Genomic DNA, 16,627 nt, shown 5'->3' on the forward strand with positions numbered 1-16,627 from the left:
TGGTACCCAAACAGCCTTCTCTGTCCGGGCAAGGCAGTAAAAAATATCTCTTTGCAGGCCAAACAATTGCAGACTCCGTCGGTTCTTATTGCAGCGAAGCTTCTGAAGTGATTCACTATAGCTTAGTTGTTTGTTTAAGGTGTGTTCGGCCGGAGGTTTGCCCCTTCGGCCTTTCCTTTTTCCGGCACTTTAGCGGAGAACCTTTCTATAGGTAACTGTGGCCCAAATCCTCCCTCCTAAGCACGCGCTGTTACTGCCTTTCTTATAGCATCCACGGGGTCTGAAGCACGAGGATAAGTTAATTTTCTTTCTATCTTTACTTATCCTATATCAGCCGGGAAAACCGATTCCCTGCCCTTATACAACAAAAGAACGTGCACATGAAACGTGTAATCCTCCTAAGCTCTTTGTTTCTGCTGTCGTCTGTGGTGATGGCGCAACAGGCGTATGACATCTCCCTAGACCTTAAGAACGTCACGAACGACAAAGTAAAGGTAGTGGTGAACACACCTGAGGTGAAAGAGAACAAAATCACCTACATCATACCAAGCGTTATTCCAGGGTCTTATTCCCAGAAGGATTATGGCCGGTTCATCAGTAAGTTCAGGGCTTTCGATGCAAAAGGAAAGAAGCTCAAGACTACGCAGCAGGGTAAGAACCTCTTCGTGATAGAGAAAGCAAAAAAGCTAGCCCGCCTCGAGTACTTTGTAGATGATACCTGGGATGTGGAGAAAGAAGATAACTACATTTTCCAGCCGGGCGGCACCAACATTGAAGCCAATAGCAACTTTGTAATCAACCACTTCGGTTTCTACGGCTACCTGGAAGGATACAAGATGCTCCCGTACACGGTGAATGTGCAGAAGCCGGCTCATTTATTTGCTGCCACCTCTCTGCCGGTCACAAAAAAAGCGCCGGAGCAGGACGTGGTGCAGGCATCAGACTTTGTGCGCCTGGCCGATGCCCCTATTATGTACAGCCGTCCTGATACTGCCAGTTTCCGCACCGGCAATACCACAGTTTCAGTAGCGGTGCACTCCGAAACGGGCATGGTGAAGGCAGACAGCATCAGCGAAATGATCAAACCGCTGGCTACGGCGCTCACTAACTTTTTCGGGGGCATGCCCGTGGACCACTACCAGTTCATTATGTACTTTCCGAAGATGGGGCAGTCTGCAGTCACCAAGTATGGCGGCTATGGTGCCCTGGAGCATTCTTATAGCTCTATGTACTTCCTGCCGGAGCAAACCGGCGACGAGCTGCGCAGTATGGTACTGGACGTAGCCTCTCATGAATTCCTGCACATCCTGACACCACTCAATGTGCACAGCGAGGAAATAGAGTACTTTGATTTCAAAGACCCGAAGCTGTCGCAGCACCTGTGGCTCTATGAGGGCGTAACAGAGTATTTCTCGCATCTGGTGCAACTGCAGGAAGGGCTTAAAACCTACGAGGCCTTTCAGATGGAGATGATGGATAAGATGCGCCGTGGCAGTGAGTACAAAGATGTGTCTTTTACAGAAATGAGCCGCCGCATTATTGAGCCGGAATACCAGGAAATGTACAGCAACGTGTACCAGAAAGGAGCCCTCATAGGCTTCCTGCTCGATATCCGGCTGAAGGAACTGAGTAACGGTCAGATGGGGCTGCGGGAACTGATGCTGAACCTGTCGAAGCAGTATGGCCCGAATAAGCCCTTTAAGGATGATGAGCTCATTGATGTGATTGTAGCTAATACCTATCCGGAGATCCGTCAGTTCTTTGATGACTATGTCATCGGCAATAAGCCGCTGCCTTACAAGGAGTACTACAACAAAATCGGATGGAACTATGCCGACAAGAAGCTGGGCACAAAGCTAACCTTTGGGGAGTTCAGGCTGGGCTTTGAGAAAGACAAAAAGTTCTTTTGGATAGCTGAGCCGATGAATAATAAGTTTGGCCTGGAGAAGTATGACATTCTATATGCGGTTAACGGGGAGCCTTTAACAGAGGAAAACATTTACCAGCTGCTAAAGCCGCTGATCGAGGTAGAGCGCAAAGACACTGTGGAGCTGGCATACCTGCGGCAGAACGAGCTATACAAGAAAACTTTTACACCGGCTGAGGAGCCTGTGGAGCTGCAGTTTGTAGTAGAAGACAATCCTGATGCCCTTCCAGCCCAACAGCAACTGCGCGAGCGCCTGCTGCTAAAGCCATCGCAGGATCTGTAGTCGGTTTAGGAGCGTATAACCAACGGGAGCAGCCTTTTTAGAAGCTGCTCCCGTTGGTTATACGCTAAATCTTGATTTAAATCAAGGAACCGAGGCAGCGTATATTCTAACTTTGCTCATCAACATAAAATGATGACCGCTATGAACACTTTAGAGAGCTTAGCCCAGACTGCGCGCAGCCTGTCTCAAACAGTTAGTACCGAGTTTGCTCCGCTGGACCTCAGTGCGCTCAACTTTAAAGCCGCCCCCGGCAGCTGGAGCATACTGGAGTGCCTGGAGCACCTGAACCGCTACAGCCGTTACTACAATCCTGCTCTCGCCAAAGCCATTGAATCTAACACTGCTGGTGCTTCTATGCAGCGTATCAGCTACAGCTGGCTCGGCAAAAAATCGCTGGAGATGGTGCGCCCGCAGAACATGAAGAAGCATAAGACGGTGAAGCACATGAACCCCAATAATAGCAACCTGGGGCGTGGCACAATAGAAGAGTTCCTGCAACACCAGACGGAACTGCTGCACCTGCTGCAGCGTGCCGGCAAGGCAGACCTGCATAAGAAAGCTGTGCCCGTAGAATTCTTCAGGCTGCTGAAGCTGCGCATCGGGGAGGCGCTGGAATTCGTGGTGCTGCACGAGGAACGCCACGTACAACAGGCCCTTCGCGTAAAAGCCCAACTCGCAAAACAGGCAGCCGCGTAGAGTACTTGTAAGAGAATAAGTCCATGTGGCTGTAGTGGCTTGTAAACCTTGTTTCCCCGTCTTAAAAGCTGTCATCTAGCGGCTCGAAGGAAAAGTGATTCCAGTTTTCCTGGAAGGCGACGGGGGTAGGGGCCCTTTATTTGTAAATAATGCGGTGCCGAACGCAGTGAGGCAGCCTACAGCGGAGCGATGGCAGCTTTATTTGCACAGCGCTGAACGGGAAAACGCGCCCCCGCGGGAGTGGAGCGCACGTAAGAAGCTATGGAAAAGGCTATTCATGAGTCGCTGGACGAACAGCCACTACGGCAGTTTAGACAAGGCTAATAAAGCAAACAAGCTTTTAGTGCACTTAACAGATGATATGGAAGTTAGCAGAGGAATCAACCTTCCTTCCAGCTTTTACCAATTTAGCTACTCCCCTTCATCCTCTTCTAACGCTGTTCCCGTATAAATGTGCTTTCTTGCGACGCTTTTATCTTTCATAAAGCTGGGGCAGATAGCTGATTTAGAATGCGCGACCGGATTATACAGTATACTTTCTTCTTTTTAGGATTGATTTTGTTTGGCTTTGGCAATGCCATTGCTGTAAAAGTAAAGTACCTGGGCCTGCATCCCTGGGAGGTGCTGAACGTGGCGCTGTTCCAGAAGTTTGGCTTCACCATTGGTACCTGGAGTGTTATAGTAGGCCTGATGGTGGTGGTGGTGTCGTGGTTCATGAACAAGAAGTACATTAACATCGGCACTTTCCTGAACGCGCTGCTCATCGGTCCTATCATGGACTTCTTCCTGTGGGTAGGTATCCTGCCGGCTGCCTCTCATACCCCCTGGGATTACCTGCAGCTTGCCTGCTCGATTGTTATTGTAGGTATAGGAGCGGGGCTTTATGTGGCAGGAGGCGTAGGGGCAGGTCCCAGAGACGGGTTTATGCTCTCTATCGCTGAAAGGACAAAGCTCTCCGTGAGCCGTGCGCGGATAGTGGTCGAATGCATGGTGCTTGGCATTGGCTGGCTTTTAGGTGGTCCTGTGTTTGTGGCTACATTCTTCTATACCTTCATCATCAGCCCTATTTTCCAGGTCACGCTCAGGTTCTTCCAGCAGCTGCGTATCTCCCTCACAACTGAGCAGGCAGAGGAAGTAAAGGCATAGAGGGCTACGTTAAATATAAGGTAGCCTTACTAAAGTTGGACTACAACTTCCTCTTTCTCTCCTGAATGTATGTCTATTTTAAACAGCTGATGGCTGTTGGTGCTGGTTACCCACAGTTGTCCGTTCAGAAAGATAACATCATTAGGTTCACTTAGGCCGTCTGCTATGGTACGGACGCGCATGGTGGTCATGTCCAGCATTTTTATTTTTCCATTGTAAGTATCGGCGATGTACACATTGTTGTCGATGATCTCTAACCCGACACAATGCTGTAGCAGCGCTTCGTCTACGTGGCCATCCACATCTCCAAAATCAAAGAGGCCTTTTCCCAGCGGCGTGAGCACCCTACCGGTGTTTGTGTTCACAGTCCTTATAGCACTGGCCTCCGCATCAGCTATATACAGCACAGGGCCATTGTTGGCGAGCCCGCTGGGTTGGTTGAAGGCGGCATCAAGCAGAAATCCATCTGCAAGGGCTTCATGTCCGTTGCCGGCAAAGCGGTATACTTTCTCAGTGCTCAAATCCATGCGCAGGATCTGGTGATTACCCGCATTGGCGATGTATAGGTTGTTCTCCAGCAGTAGCAGGTCCCAGGGACTGTTCGGGTTAACCGGCACGTCCACCTTGTCCTCCATAAAGTAGTAGTCCAGTTCGCCTGTGCCAGCGGCAGTGCTGATGTGCCGCTGCGCTAAATCTACTTTCCGGATGGCATTGTTCTTAGCGTCAGCCACAAACAGGAGCTGGCTGTGCAGCGCCATGCCATGCGGCTCATAAAAAGAAGCATCCGTATAGCTGCCATTGTCGAAACCTTGCCTGCCACTGCCAATAACCTCCAGCACCTGGCCTTCCTGGTTCAGCTTCAGGATGCGATGGTGGCCGCTGTCTGAGAGGTAGATGTTGCCTTCGCTGTCGCTGATAAGCTTGGAAGGGAACGAGAGCACCGTCTTATTCTTTGGCTGCGCTGCCTGGAAGTCGGTCGGCTCCCGGTTCAGCCTGTCTCCAAACTCCTCCTTCAACTGCTGGATATACGGCTGCACCGTCTGGTACACGCCTTCCCCGGCATGCTGCCCGATTACTTTCCCATTCGGGTCTATGAGCACAGTGGTAGGCCAGGCCCGGATACCATATTCATTCCACAGCCTATAATTAGCATCGTTGACAACAGGGTGCTCTATGCCAAACTTCTGGATGGCTTGTTGAATGGTTTCGTTCTGCTTCTCCGCATCGAACTTGGCAGAGTGCACCCCCACCACCACCAGCACATCAGCATACTCCTCCTCCAGCCGTCTCAGGTCCGGCACAATATGCTGGCAGTTAATACAGCCGAAGGTCCAGAAATCCAGGAGCACGATTTTGCCTCTGAAGTCTTTGATGGACCAGTCGCGGCTGGTGTTAAGCCAGCCATATTCCGTTTGTATTTCAGGTGCGTTTACACGTCCGGTTAACATAAGTGGGTTTTCATTTGCTGTACTTGCTCTTTACGGGAAGTGGCTGTGCTGCGGTTTACGCTAAGAGCCAACCCACAAATAAGACCTGTCTTTTGCGGTGGGCCTTTAACAAATACACGACCGGCAATGTAAAAAGTATTAACAGGGTTTATGTACAGCAGTTCAGCTTCTGCCATCAATGTAAAGCAAGTTTTTGCTTACCGCGCTTTCAGTCTCAGCGGGACGTCCTGTTGATAGCAGGATGGTCCATAAACAGTCTAGCTCCGGAGGAGCGGCCTGTTTGATTGGTTTACAGGCCGCTCCTCCGGAGCTAGCATAAATCTAATGATTGCTTTCTATCTACAGGACGTCCCGCTGGGACCGCTTTGGAACTCAGCTCTAAAAGCTAAAAAATAGCGGGTGTAAAGGGTTTGCGTGAGAAAACAGTTACCTGGTCTACATCTTTCAGGCGGCAGATAAAGCGGGTCATGCGCTCTACACCGAAGCCTCCGCCAGCAGTTTTTGGTAATCCACCTTCTTTCGCAACCTCTAAATAGTGCCGGAAGATATTCTCATCCGTGCCAACTTCCCCCATGCGCTTCCGAATCTGGTTGTACTCATTCTCGCGCTCCGCCCCGGATAGCCCTTCGCCATACCCTTCCGGCCATACCATATCATAGTTCAGGTAGGTGCCTGGCTTCTTTGGGTCTTCTTTGTCGTAAAATTCGCGGCGGTGGTTAAGTAACCAGAAAGGAGAGGTGGCCTCTTTCGATTTTAGGTGCTCATAATCCGGCCCCAGGGCAGCCTCCAGCTTTTCGGTGCGGTATACGGGCCACTGCTCATACTGGGGCAGCAGCTCTCCGCGCAGGTCCAGCAGCACCTCCGGTATTTCTGCATTCAGGCGGGCAAAAACAAAGTTTACCAGCTCCTCCATAAACTCCATTACATAAAAGCGGTCTTTCCCCTTGAACTCGAAGTCTATCTGCGTGAATTCGAACAGGTGACGGCCTGTGTCTGCGCGGTCAGCAAACTCGAGGCGCACATTTGGTGATATAATATAAAGGCTGTTCAGGTCGGTGTTCAGCAAGGCCAGCTGTTTATGAAAAATCATAGACTTCGTCAGGCTCCAGTGCTGCCCTGCATACTGAATGGTGGCATCCACCACGCCATGGTTCAGCGGATCAGTAATAGGAGAGAGCATGAGCGGCATGAGCTGTGTCAGGCCTTTTTTGTACATAAACTCGTGCGTAGCGCGAATGATACCCTGCTGCACCTGCAAAACTTTTGGCAGAACACTACGGCCCAGGTGGCGCAGGGTAGCATCCAGTGCTGTTGTTATTCCTGTTGTTTGTTGGTCCATTATTTTGCTGATTTGTTAATATCTTACAATTTTATACATAACAAATATAATTACTGTTGTGCTTATTTATAAATCCGATAAATATATTTTTTACAATTGATATATTTATATGAAATAGATGTTATATTTGAAACATTGTTAAAAACAGCAAGTATAGGAGCTTATGAATTATGAAATCGATAATCTGGATAAGCAGATTTTGAGACTGCTGATGCAGGATGTGACTCGTGCTTATACTGATATCGCCAAAGAGCTAGGCGTTTCGGGTGGTACAATCCACGTGAGGATGAAGAAGTTGAACGAGATGGGCGTGGTAAAAGGAGCACAACTGTTAGTCAACCCATCGGCGGTAGGTTTTGATATCTGTGCCTTTATTGGAGTTTTCCTTGAGAAAGGCTCCGAGTACAAGGACGCTGTGGAGCAGCTTAAGAACATACCGGAGGTGGTGGAGCTACACTACACCACAGGTACCTACAGTATGTTCGCTAAACTTATCTGCCGCGACACCAAGCACCTGCGCGAAGTGCTGAACGAAAAACTGCAGGCCGTACAAGGGGTGCAACGTACAGAAACCCTTATCTCGCTGGACGAAAGCATTAGCCGACAAATTTTGTTATAGGCTCCAAACTATACTATGAAAAAGCCGCTGCATGTATACCGCAGCGGCTTTCCGTATGATGGATATTTCGTTAGCAAGAGTAGGAAATAGCCGTACTTATTTCAGCTTCTGCAAAGCCTCCTGCAGCCTTTCTAAAGATGCTTTGATATCTTCCAGAGAAGCACCGCCTACTGATAACCGGAACCAGTTCAGGCCGCGGTTAGAGCCAAAGGCAGAGAAAGGTACTATTGCCAGCTTTGCCTCGTGCAGCACGTAAAACGTAATGTCCTGGCTCGATCCCAGCACCTTACCATCAGGTGTGGTTTTGCCTGCAATGTCAATCTTTACGGAAAGATAAATAGCACCCATCGGCTCAATGGCATCCACGGCAAAACCAGCTGCCTTTAAATCCTGGAAACCGTTATAGAGTACATCCAGGCTTTCCTGCACTTTTGGCTTAAACTTATTTAAAAAGCTTTCTACCTCCTGTGGCTGCTGCAGAAAGCCTGCTGTTGCCATTTGCTCAGCTTTTGGTGCCCAAGCACCCACGTGGCCCAGGATAGACTTCATCTTATCCATCACCGCTGCAGGGCCGAAGGCATACCCTACACGCACACCGGTAGCAGCAAAGCTCTTTGAGATTCCGTCTATATAAATCACGTAGTCGCGAAGCTCAGGACGCAGGCTAACCGGGTCGAAGTGCCTAGCTGCGCCGAAGGTGAGCATCCAGTAAATCTGGTCGTACAGGATGTAAAGCGGTTTCTCTCCTTCGCTGCGGCTTCGGTTCTCCTCCAGCACTAAATCACAGATTTCCTCCAGGTCCTTTTGCGTGAACATCGTACCCGTGGGGTTTAGCGGCGAGCACAGTGCCAACATAGTAGCTCCCTTCAGATGAGGCTTTACATCAGCGGCTGTTGGCATAAAATTGTTCTCCGGGCGGGTCTCTATCATCACAGGCGTAGCACCAGATAAATGACAATAGTGGTTGTTGTTCCAGGAAGGCGTCGGGAAAATGACTTTGTCACCCGGATCAACAATGGCCAGGTAAGTAGCATAAATCAGCGGGCGCGAACCACCTGCCACTAAAATGTCGTTTTCAGGGTAAGAAAGGCCCAGCTTCTCCTGCGTAAAAGCGGACACGGCCTTACGAAGTACCGCCACTCCGTTGGCAGGGGGGTAATTGGTATGCCCCTGCTCATAGGCTTTGGTTATACCATCCCGCAGCTGCTCCGGAATAGGAAATATAGCAGGGTTGAAGTCGCCAATGGTCAGGTTACATATCGGCTCGCCTTTGGCAATCATTGCGTTTACCTCACCGGCCACCCTGATGATCTCAGAGCCGATAAGATTTTGTGCCATTTTAGAAACGGTCATGGTGTGTATGTTAGGTTTTTATACAAGTTACGGCTTCTTCTTAAAAGTGGATAGGAGCTATTAGCTAAAGAGGGTTTCAGACTCCGCATTCCTGATGCTAAACCATGTCTGACATTTTTACCCAAAACTCTTTTCTCTTCTTTTACAAGAGATACAATAAGTTTGGTGTGTCAGCAGTTTATCATTTCCTGCCGCCTTGTTATACAACATGAAATATGGAAGGCTGACAACCTTTAAGAGCAGTGTTTACTGTTAATGGCATCTGTAATTAAAAGATGTGCTTGCTTTTTAGGTGAATTGTGTTCTATATTTATAAATGTAAAATTAACATTTAAAAAACAGTCGAGTAAAATTGCCGTTTCCTCTTATGATGAACCTTCATAACATTTACACCAACATGAAAAAATTACTAGCAGTTTGCCTGGTTCTTTGCTGCAGCCTCTCTGCCTTTGCGCAGAACACTGGCGACCTTAATGTGCCGGCGAAGCCGGACAGAGTCATCAGCCGCCATATTTACGGGCACTTTGCAGAACATTTGGGCCGGTCCATCTACGGGGGCTTTTACGTGGGAGAGGGAAATACCAAGATACCGAACACCAACGGTGTGCGGAACGATGTGGTGGAAGCGCTGAAGCGACTCAAAATCCCTAACCTCCGCTGGCCGGGAGGTTGCTTTGCTGATACCTATCATTGGAAGCACGGCATCGGCCCGAAAGATCAGCGGCCTACTATTGTAAATGCCTGGTGGGGCGGTGTAACCGAGGATAACAGCTTTGGTACACACGACTTTCTGAACATGTGCGAGTTGCTAGGTACAGAGCCTTACCTAGCAGGTAACATGGCAACCGGTACCGTGCAGGAACTGGCTGACTGGGTGCAGTACGTAAACTTTGCCGGTAAGAGCCCTATGTCGGACCTGCGCCGCGAGAACGGCCGTGAAAAGCCATGGAACGTGAAGTATTGGGGTATCGGAAACGAGGCCTGGGGTTGCGGCGGTAACATGGCGCCGGAGTACTATGCCAACGAGTACCGCAAATATGCAACCTTCCTGGCTGACTGGAATAACTCCGGCGGACTCTTTCGGATTGCTTCCGGTGCGAATTCAGAGGATTACAACTGGACAGAGGTGCTGATGAAAAACATCCCGAAGAACCTGATCGAAGGGGTGGCGCTGCACCATTATTCTGTGATTGACTGGAGCGCAAAAGGGCCTTCTACTACATTTAATGAGCAGCAGTACTTTACTACCATGAAGCGTGCCCTGTTTATGGAAGAACTGATACAGAAGCATACTGCTATTATGGATAAGTATGACCCGGAGAACAAGGTAGCACTTGTGGTGGATGAGTGGGGTGGTTGGTACGAGGTAGAGCCGGGCACAAATCCAGGCTTCCTGTATCAGCAGAACACCATGCGCGACGCCATGATTGCCGGTACTACCCTGAACATCTTCAACAACTACAGCAACCGCGTAAAGATGGCGAACCTAGCACAATCTATTAACGTGCTGCAGGCTGTTATCCTGACAGACGAAGAGAAGATGATCCTGACGCCAACTTTCCACGTGATGGAGATGTACAACGTGCACCAGGATGCTACCTGGCTACCGCTCACCATCAGAAGCGAAAGCTATGTAGTGGGTAACGAGAAGCTGCCAGCCGTTTCCGGTTCAGCCTCCAGAGATAAGAATGGAGCTACTCACATTTCACTGACGAACATCGATGCCAAGCAAGCCCAGGATATTTCCATCAACATTGAGGGTGCAAAGTACAAGAATGTAACGGGCCGTGTGCTGACGTCTAAAAAACTGCAGGATTATAACTCCTTTGATAAGCCGAACGCCATCAAGCCAGAGAGCTTTAAAGGTGCCAAGCTGAAAGGAAATAACCTGATGGTGAAGCTGCCGCCGTTCTCTGTTGTAGTGCTGGAGCTAAAGTAATAATGCAGGCCTCCATAGCCGTTTGAGATTTGATAAATACATTTAAGATTTTTAAAGATGAGATTCTCTCAGAAGATAATCCGATTCACCAGTGCGCTGGCTGTGGCGGCGGCAGTACTTACTGCTGCCCCGGCCTCGGCAGGTTCGCCTTTCCCTCCTGCGGATACCACTTTCCGGGCCAAGGGAAATCCTGTTATCACGCATAAGTATACAGCCGACCCGGCAGCGCTTGTGCACGACGGGAAAGTCTACCTATATGCCGGACACGATGAGGCGCCAAACGACTTCCACTTCTATAAAATGAATGAATGGCTGGTGTTTTCGTCACCGGACATGGTAACCTGGACAGAGCACCCGGTGCCGTTGAAGCCCTCTGACTTTAAATGGGCAAAAGGCGATGCCTGGGCTGCAGAGGTGATAGAAAAGAACGGCAAGTTCTATTGGTATGTAACCGTTACCCACGACGATACCAAGCCTGGAAAGGCAATAGGTGTTGCTGTTGCCGATAGCCCGTTAGGCCCGTTCAAAGATGCCAGAGGGTCCGCGCTTATTACCAACGACATGACTACCGGGACCACCATCGACTGGGATGATATTGACCCCACTGTCTTTATAGATGATGACGGCCACGCCTACTTGTTCTGGGGGAATACCAAAGCCTATTATGCGAAGCTGAAGGATAATATGGTGGAGCTGGATGGCCCGATCAAAACCATCGACAACCTGCCTCATTTCACCGAAGCACCTTATGTGCACAAGTATAAAGGCAACTATTACCTTTCCTATGCCTACCAGTTCCCTGAAAAAACCGCTTATGCTATGAGCAAGAGTATTGAAGGGCCGTGGGAGTACAAAGGTATTCTCAATGAACTGGCAGGTAACTCCAATACCAATCACCAGGCCATCATTGACTTCAAAGGCAAGAACTATTACATCTATCACACAGGTGGTATTCAGCCACATGGCGGTAGTTTCCGTCGTTCTGTAGCCATTGATGAACTCTTCTATAACCCGGACGGAACGATAAAGCGCATTGTGATGACGACAGAGGGGGTACAGCCGGCGAAAGAGGAAGCAAAGCCAGCAGCTAAAAAGAAGAAGAAATAATTTTTTCAAGAAATCGTGCTCTGATTTATAAACAAAACTTTCTAAAACCGGTATATATAGCAACTTAAAATCAGGCAAGCCATATAATAGTTTGCCTGTTTTTTTTACTGCTTTTAATAAATGTAAAAAATACATTAATTAAAGTAGAGGCAGTTACTGTTGAATCAAAAGAGGTAAAAACTGGTTGAGAAACAAAGGCTTAAGCATGAACAAAGAGCGGAGAGGTTTTGTAGCGGTAGTGGCTGCTTTGTTATTGAGCATGGGCATGCTTTCCTGCTCAAAGGAAAAGGATGCTCCTAAACCAGGTCCAGATACAACTCCTCCAGTAACAAATGTGCCCGATTTTGACATTGATCAGCTAAACGATACTTATGCCAACATTGCCCCCTATGAGTTCCGGCACAGGTGGGGGCCTTACAACACGCATGACCCTTCCATCATAAAGGTAGGAGAACACTACTACAGCTATAGCACAGACGTTGCGTTCGGAGGCGGAGTACCAGCAGGCATACAGGTCCGGAAGTCGAAGGACCTGGTGAACTGGCAGTTTGTGGGGCTGGCTTTCGACGGGCTACCTCAGAAAGGAAAAGAGTATATCACGCAGCGCGGTGGGCAACCTTTCAACTCCATATGGGCACCTTACATCATGAAAGCCGGTAATGAATACAGGCTCTACTACTCTTTGTCCTCACCTGAACCCACACCCCGTTTAAGTGTCATTGGCTTGGCCACGTCCTCCAGTCCGGAAGGCCCCTGGGTGGAGAAGGGCCTGGTGGTTACTTCCCTTAACAACAGCAGCATACAAACGAATGCCATAGACCCTACTGTAGTAGTAGACAAAGTCGGTGACCATTGGTTTTACTACGGTTCGGCCTGGGATGGTATTTATGTGCTGAAGCTGAATCCTGCCACTGGTTTAGCGGCCACTCCCGGCGACAAAGGCCGGAGAATAGCCCAGAGAGGCTTCACCGGGAACAGCATTAACGGAAACATAGAAGGGCCTGAGGTTATATACAACCAAGAGCTGGACAAATACTTTCTCTTTATCTCCTACGACTGGCTGGAAACGAAATACAACGTGCGCGTAGGCCGCAGTGATTCTCCGGAAGGTCCATTCTATGATTTCAATGGGAAGGACTTAAATGAGCCCGAAGATAACCTGCCGATGATTCTGGCGCCTTACCAGTTTCTCGGGCACAGTGGCTGGCAGGGCACCTCACATCCTGCCGTATTCAAGGGAGCCGATGGCCAGTATTTTATGGCACACCAGGGCAGGCCCGGCGAGAACAAGTACTTTATGGTGCTGCACGTACGGAAAATTCATTGGACAGAAAGTGGTTGGCCTGTCGTGTCTCCGCAGCGTTATGCAGGTGTAGCGCAGACTCCTGTTACTGCCGATGAACTGGCAGGTGATTGGGAGCGGATAGTGTTAGACTACCGCATTGTGCCCGGGTATGCCAATGAACAATTGTCACCAAACTTTCAGGTGGCAACCAGCCTGAAGCTGAATGCAGACGGCACACTAAGCAACGATGCTGCCAGCACCTGGGCATATAAATCACCCTGGCTGGAGCTGAAATGGAGCAATGGCCGCACTGAAAGAGTATATGTGGAGCGCGGGAGAGACTGGGAAAACAAGAAGGCTGGCACGCTGCTCTTTACAGGGCTTAACGACCAAGGTATTGCCGTGTGGGGAAAGAAGCTTTAGAAGTAGCAGGAGTAAGTATAAAGCTTTTCCAACGTCAATGCCTCTTGTACCACATGATGTTTTAGAGACAAAGCCATGATATGTAAGCAGAAACAGAAACAAGTGCTGAGGTTAGTGGCATTGCTCCTTTTGTGGCTGGCAGTATGGCCTTTAGCGCTTGCTCAGAATGAGCAGAGCAAAAGGATACCCGTACATGACCCTGTCATGATCAAGCAGGATGATACCTACTACCTTTTCGCCACGGGAAGAGGAATAGCAGTATGGTCTTCGAAAGACATGGTGAATTGGGAAAGAGAAAAGCCTGTTTTTGAGGAAGCGCCTGCCTGGGGCACAGACGTGGCTCCCGGATTCAAAGGCCATATTTGGGCGCCGGATATTGCCTATCATAACGGGCAGTATTACCTCTACTACTCCATATCTGCTTTTGGGAAAAACACGTCTGCTATCGGAGTAGCCACAAACAAAACGCTAAACCCGAACGACCCAAACTTTAAATGGGTAGATCGGGGTATTGTGGTACAGTCGGTGCCGGGCCGTGATTTGTGGAATGCCATTGACCCGAACCTGATTATGGATGAGCAGGGGCAGCCGTGGCTTTCCTTCGGTTCCTTCTGGAACGGATTGAAAATCGTGAAGCTGGAGAAAGACCTGCTTTCTGTTGCCAAGAAACCGCAGGAGTGGCATACTATTGTGAAGCGGGAACGCACCGATACACTTGATGACAGAAGCGCGGGAAATGCTGCTGTAGAGGCTCCCTTCATTTTTAGAAAAGGGGACTACTACTATCTCTTTGCCTCCTTCGATTTTTGCTGTCGCGGACCTAAGAGCACCTATAAAATGGTTGTTGGCCGTTCAAAGAATATCACCGGGCCCTATGTAGACAAAGAAGGAAAGAAGATGACACACGGAGGTGGCAGTCTGCTATTGGAAGGTGATAAGAATTGGTTTGGTGTCGGGCACAACTCCGTTTACAACTTCGACGGACAGGATTATCTGGTCTTTCATGGCTATGACGCAGCAGACGAGGGTAAATCGAAGCTTAGAATAGAAAAGCTTACCTGGGATAAGAATGGCTGGCCTGTTGTGATGAAAAAGCAAGCAGAAGCAAAGCAGAAATAACAGACTTAGAATCTTTTGAAGTCATATAAAGCAAAAACCGCGTATATCATGCAGAGACTACAATATATTGCTATACTGGAGCGAGAAAAAAATGGAGCCGCGGCTGTTGTAACCAGTCGTTTTCTGTTAAATGTTTTTTAATTGTCAAAAAGACAGTTATATTTGATTGGTCACCCATACTTCTTTCTGGACTGTTCGCTTCAGCTCCCGGAAAGCAGTAGGTAGTTAAGTTTAACAAAAGAAGAGTAGCAGGAGAATCATGATGTATACTATCAGCACAAACAATATGAACGCGATGAAATTCCTAAGGCTTACGCTAGCGATGATACTCATTCTAAGCGGATGTACAAATAATGCGCAAAAGTCGAAGACAATCCAATTCAACAACCCCTTGGCACTGCAACGGGCAGATCCGCATGTTTGGAAAGCGGCTGATGGAACCTATTACTTTATTGCCACAGTGCCTGAGTATGACCGCATCGAGATACGCAAGTCAGAAACCATTAATGGCATAAAAGAAGCGGAACCGGTTGTGGTGTGGCGCAAGCACAATGAAGGTCCTATGGGTAACCATATTTGGGCTCCTGAATTGCATCGTATAGATGGGAAATGGTATATCTATTTTGCCGCTGGTTCGGCCGAGGATAAATGGGCCATACGCAAATATATATTGTCGAATCCGTCGGAAGATCCTACAAAGGGCGAATGGACAGAGGAAGGTGAGATGGTTAGCAAAAGGAATCAGTTCACCCTCGACGCCACCACCTTTGAGCACAATGGCCAGCGTTACATGATATGGGTAGACAGGGCATCTGACAAAGAGGTGAACACAGGCTTATATATAGCCAAAATGACTAGCCCAACGACCCTCGACGATAAACAGGTCGTTATTTCAGTGCCGGAATATGCGTGGGAAAGGATAGGGCATAACGTGAATGAGGCCCCGGCAGTGATTATCCGCAACGGGAAAGTATTTGTAACCTTCTCTGCCAGTGCCACCGATGCCAATTACGCTATAGGCTTACTTTGGGCCGACGAGAATGCTGACCTTCTTGATCCTGCCTCCTGGACCAAATTGCCTGAACCGGTTTTTTATACTAACGAAGAACTGAAGCGCTTTGGGCCAGGACACAACAGCTTTACAGTGGCGGAGGATGGCAAAACCGATATCATGATTTACCATGCCCGCGACTATAAAGAGATTGACGGCGAACCGCTGTACGACCCTAACCGCCATACCCGTGCTAGGGTACTAAAGTGGACAGAAGATGGCATGCCGGATTTTGGTCAGGATTTGGGCGACAATGAAATGGCCGAAAAAGAAGCAAAGAAACAATAGCGCAGAACCACAAGTGGTTTTAATTCAGTGCATGACGCCTTGAGATGATGCATTAAATGAAGAAGTGCTTCTGCCGCTATAGATAAGAGAACAAATGAACTGAAAATGGTAGTTGTCTCAGGCAATCAGCAGGGTGAGCTCGTAGTGGGCGATTTAAAAAGACTTTAACAAAGTGGAACCATAAATTGTTAAAGAAAAAACCTGAATCAGGAGGAGCCGATTGAGTACTGCCTGCCCGGAGCTAAAGGCAACTACAGGTAAAAGGCTAAAAGATAAAGGCCGCTGCAGTCTTACTCCGTGAATGTTACCAGAGTGATGTTGTCTTGAGAAAATTAGCGGCGCAACCTTCTTTGATAACAGAAGGTGTTTGGTAGATTCTGAAGCAAATTCCTGTATCCATAAAGGGGCTGGGAAATAAAATTCTGATCCTTCAAGGGATAAATATACCAAACAGCGGCTATCTATAGTCAGATATTGAAAACTTCTTTTAGAAATAAATCATAGTTTGATTAATCACTTTTATGATTTTTACTGTACAAGTAATAATCACTGACCCTCCATTTACCGAGATTATGTTATAGGCTCGGCTAGATAAGTTGCACTA

13 protein-coding genes are annotated in these 16,627 nt (G+C 48.5%); 10 read left to right on the forward strand and 3 right to left on the reverse strand.

The features are described from left to right. Nucleotides 1-380 precede the first annotated feature (380 nt). From ACFS7Z_RS21435 to ACFS7Z_RS21450, 4 genes are all read left to right on the forward strand, one after another. Nucleotides 381-2,210: a M61 family metallopeptidase gene (locus ACFS7Z_RS21435; protein ID WP_377489295.1), complete on the forward strand. Its 1,830-nt coding sequence runs from the start codon at nt 381-383 to the stop codon at nt 2,208-2,210. Between the two features lie 141 nt (nt 2,211-2,351). Beyond that, complete coding sequence (locus ACFS7Z_RS21440; protein ID WP_377489298.1) at nt 2,352-2,906, forward strand: DinB family protein; 555 nt, start codon at nt 2,352-2,354, stop codon at nt 2,904-2,906. Nucleotides 2,907-3,000: 94 nt separating this feature from the next. Continuing rightward, a complete protein-coding gene (locus tag ACFS7Z_RS21445) occupies nt 3,001-3,357 on the forward strand; it encodes a hypothetical protein (protein ID WP_377489301.1) in 357 nt (118 codons plus the stop codon). Between the two features lie 59 nt (nt 3,358-3,416). Then, a complete protein-coding gene (locus ACFS7Z_RS21450) occupies nt 3,417-4,052 on the forward strand; it encodes a YczE/YyaS/YitT family protein (protein WP_377489304.1) in 636 nt (211 codons plus the stop codon). Between the two features lie 29 nt (nt 4,053-4,081). On the opposite strand, the gene ACFS7Z_RS21455 is transcribed toward ACFS7Z_RS21450, so the two are convergent. Further along, on the reverse strand, nt 4,082-5,500 hold the full coding sequence (locus ACFS7Z_RS21455; RefSeq protein ID WP_377489307.1) for a thioredoxin-like domain-containing protein: 1,419 nt from the start codon (nt 5,498-5,500) through the stop codon (nt 4,082-4,084). 385 nt (nt 5,501-5,885) lie between these two features. Next, on the reverse strand, nt 5,886-6,839 hold the full coding sequence (locus ACFS7Z_RS21460) for an asparagine synthetase A (RefSeq protein WP_377489309.1): 954 nt from the start codon (nt 6,837-6,839) through the stop codon (nt 5,886-5,888). Between the two features lie 163 nt (nt 6,840-7,002). Between ACFS7Z_RS21460 and ACFS7Z_RS21465 the strand changes: the two genes are divergently transcribed. Beyond that, the gene (locus ACFS7Z_RS21465; RefSeq protein ID WP_377489312.1) at nt 7,003-7,458 is read left to right on the forward strand and encodes an Lrp/AsnC ligand binding domain-containing protein; all 456 of its coding nucleotides are present in this window, start codon (nt 7,003-7,005) and stop codon (nt 7,456-7,458) included. Between the two features lie 96 nt (nt 7,459-7,554). Here the strand turns inward: ACFS7Z_RS21465 and ACFS7Z_RS21470 are convergent, their stop codons facing one another. Continuing rightward, complete coding sequence (locus tag ACFS7Z_RS21470; RefSeq protein WP_377489315.1) at nt 7,555-8,811, reverse strand: pyridoxal phosphate-dependent aminotransferase; 1,257 nt, start codon at nt 8,809-8,811, stop codon at nt 7,555-7,557. A gap of 397 nt (nt 8,812-9,208) precedes the next feature. Between ACFS7Z_RS21470 and ACFS7Z_RS21475 the strand changes: the two genes are divergently transcribed. From ACFS7Z_RS21475 to ACFS7Z_RS21495, 5 genes are all read left to right on the forward strand, one after another. Next, nucleotides 9,209-10,750, forward strand: a complete 1,542-nt coding sequence (locus ACFS7Z_RS21475) for an alpha-N-arabinofuranosidase (RefSeq protein WP_377489318.1) — start codon at nt 9,209-9,211, stop codon at nt 10,748-10,750. Nucleotides 10,751-10,807: 57 nt separating this feature from the next. After that, nucleotides 10,808-11,857 carry a glycoside hydrolase family 43 protein gene (locus ACFS7Z_RS21480; RefSeq protein ID WP_377489321.1) on the forward strand — a complete coding sequence of 350 codons (1,050 nt, stop codon included), beginning with the start codon at nt 10,808-10,810 and terminating at the stop codon, nt 11,855-11,857. A gap of 205 nt (nt 11,858-12,062) precedes the next feature. Further along, nucleotides 12,063-13,565 carry an arabinan endo-1,5-alpha-L-arabinosidase gene (locus ACFS7Z_RS21485; RefSeq protein WP_377489324.1) on the forward strand — a complete coding sequence of 501 codons (1,503 nt, stop codon included), beginning with the start codon at nt 12,063-12,065 and terminating at the stop codon, nt 13,563-13,565. Between the two features lie 75 nt (nt 13,566-13,640). After that, a complete protein-coding gene (locus tag ACFS7Z_RS21490) occupies nt 13,641-14,684 on the forward strand; it encodes an arabinan endo-1,5-alpha-L-arabinosidase (RefSeq protein ID WP_377489327.1) in 1,044 nt (347 codons plus the stop codon). A gap of 295 nt (nt 14,685-14,979) precedes the next feature. Next, the gene (locus ACFS7Z_RS21495; RefSeq protein ID WP_377489330.1) at nt 14,980-16,023 is read left to right on the forward strand and encodes a glycoside hydrolase family 43 protein; all 1,044 of its coding nucleotides are present in this window, start codon (nt 14,980-14,982) and stop codon (nt 16,021-16,023) included. The last annotated feature ends 604 nt before the right edge of the window (nt 16,024-16,627 follow it).

Source organism: Pontibacter toksunensis, from assembly GCF_042686245.1.
Taxonomy (GTDB): Bacteria; Bacteroidota; Bacteroidia; order Cytophagales; family Hymenobacteraceae; genus Pontibacter; species Pontibacter toksunensis.

Bases quoted from the DNA above. Each gene is read 5' to 3' on its own strand.
- ACFS7Z_RS21435 (WP_377489295.1), top strand. From the start codon at position 381: ATGAAACGTGTAATCCTCCTAAGCTCTTTGTTTCTGCTGTCGTCTGTG.
- ACFS7Z_RS21440 (WP_377489298.1), top strand. From the start codon at position 2,352: ATGAACACTTTAGAGAGCTTAGCCCAGACTGCGCGCAGCCTGTCTCAA.
- ACFS7Z_RS21450 (WP_377489304.1), top strand. From the start codon at position 3,417: ATGCGCGACCGGATTATACAGTATACTTTCTTCTTTTTAGGATTGATT.
- ACFS7Z_RS21455 (WP_377489307.1), bottom strand. From the start codon at position 5,500: ATGTTAACCGGACGTGTAAACGCACCTGAAATACAAACGGAATATGGC.
- ACFS7Z_RS21460 (WP_377489309.1), bottom strand. From the start codon at position 6,839: ATGGACCAACAAACAACAGGAATAACAACAGCACTGGATGCTACCCTG.
- ACFS7Z_RS21465 (WP_377489312.1), top strand. From the start codon at position 7,003: ATGAATTATGAAATCGATAATCTGGATAAGCAGATTTTGAGACTGCTG.
- ACFS7Z_RS21470 (WP_377489315.1), bottom strand. From the start codon at position 8,811: ATGACCGTTTCTAAAATGGCACAAAATCTTATCGGCTCTGAGATCATC.
- ACFS7Z_RS21475 (WP_377489318.1), top strand. From the start codon at position 9,209: ATGAAAAAATTACTAGCAGTTTGCCTGGTTCTTTGCTGCAGCCTCTCT.
- ACFS7Z_RS21480 (WP_377489321.1), top strand. From the start codon at position 10,808: ATGAGATTCTCTCAGAAGATAATCCGATTCACCAGTGCGCTGGCTGTG.
- ACFS7Z_RS21485 (WP_377489324.1), top strand. From the start codon at position 12,063: ATGAACAAAGAGCGGAGAGGTTTTGTAGCGGTAGTGGCTGCTTTGTTA.
- ACFS7Z_RS21490 (WP_377489327.1), top strand. From the start codon at position 13,641: ATGATATGTAAGCAGAAACAGAAACAAGTGCTGAGGTTAGTGGCATTG.
- ACFS7Z_RS21495 (WP_377489330.1), top strand. From the start codon at position 14,980: ATGAAATTCCTAAGGCTTACGCTAGCGATGATACTCATTCTAAGCGGA.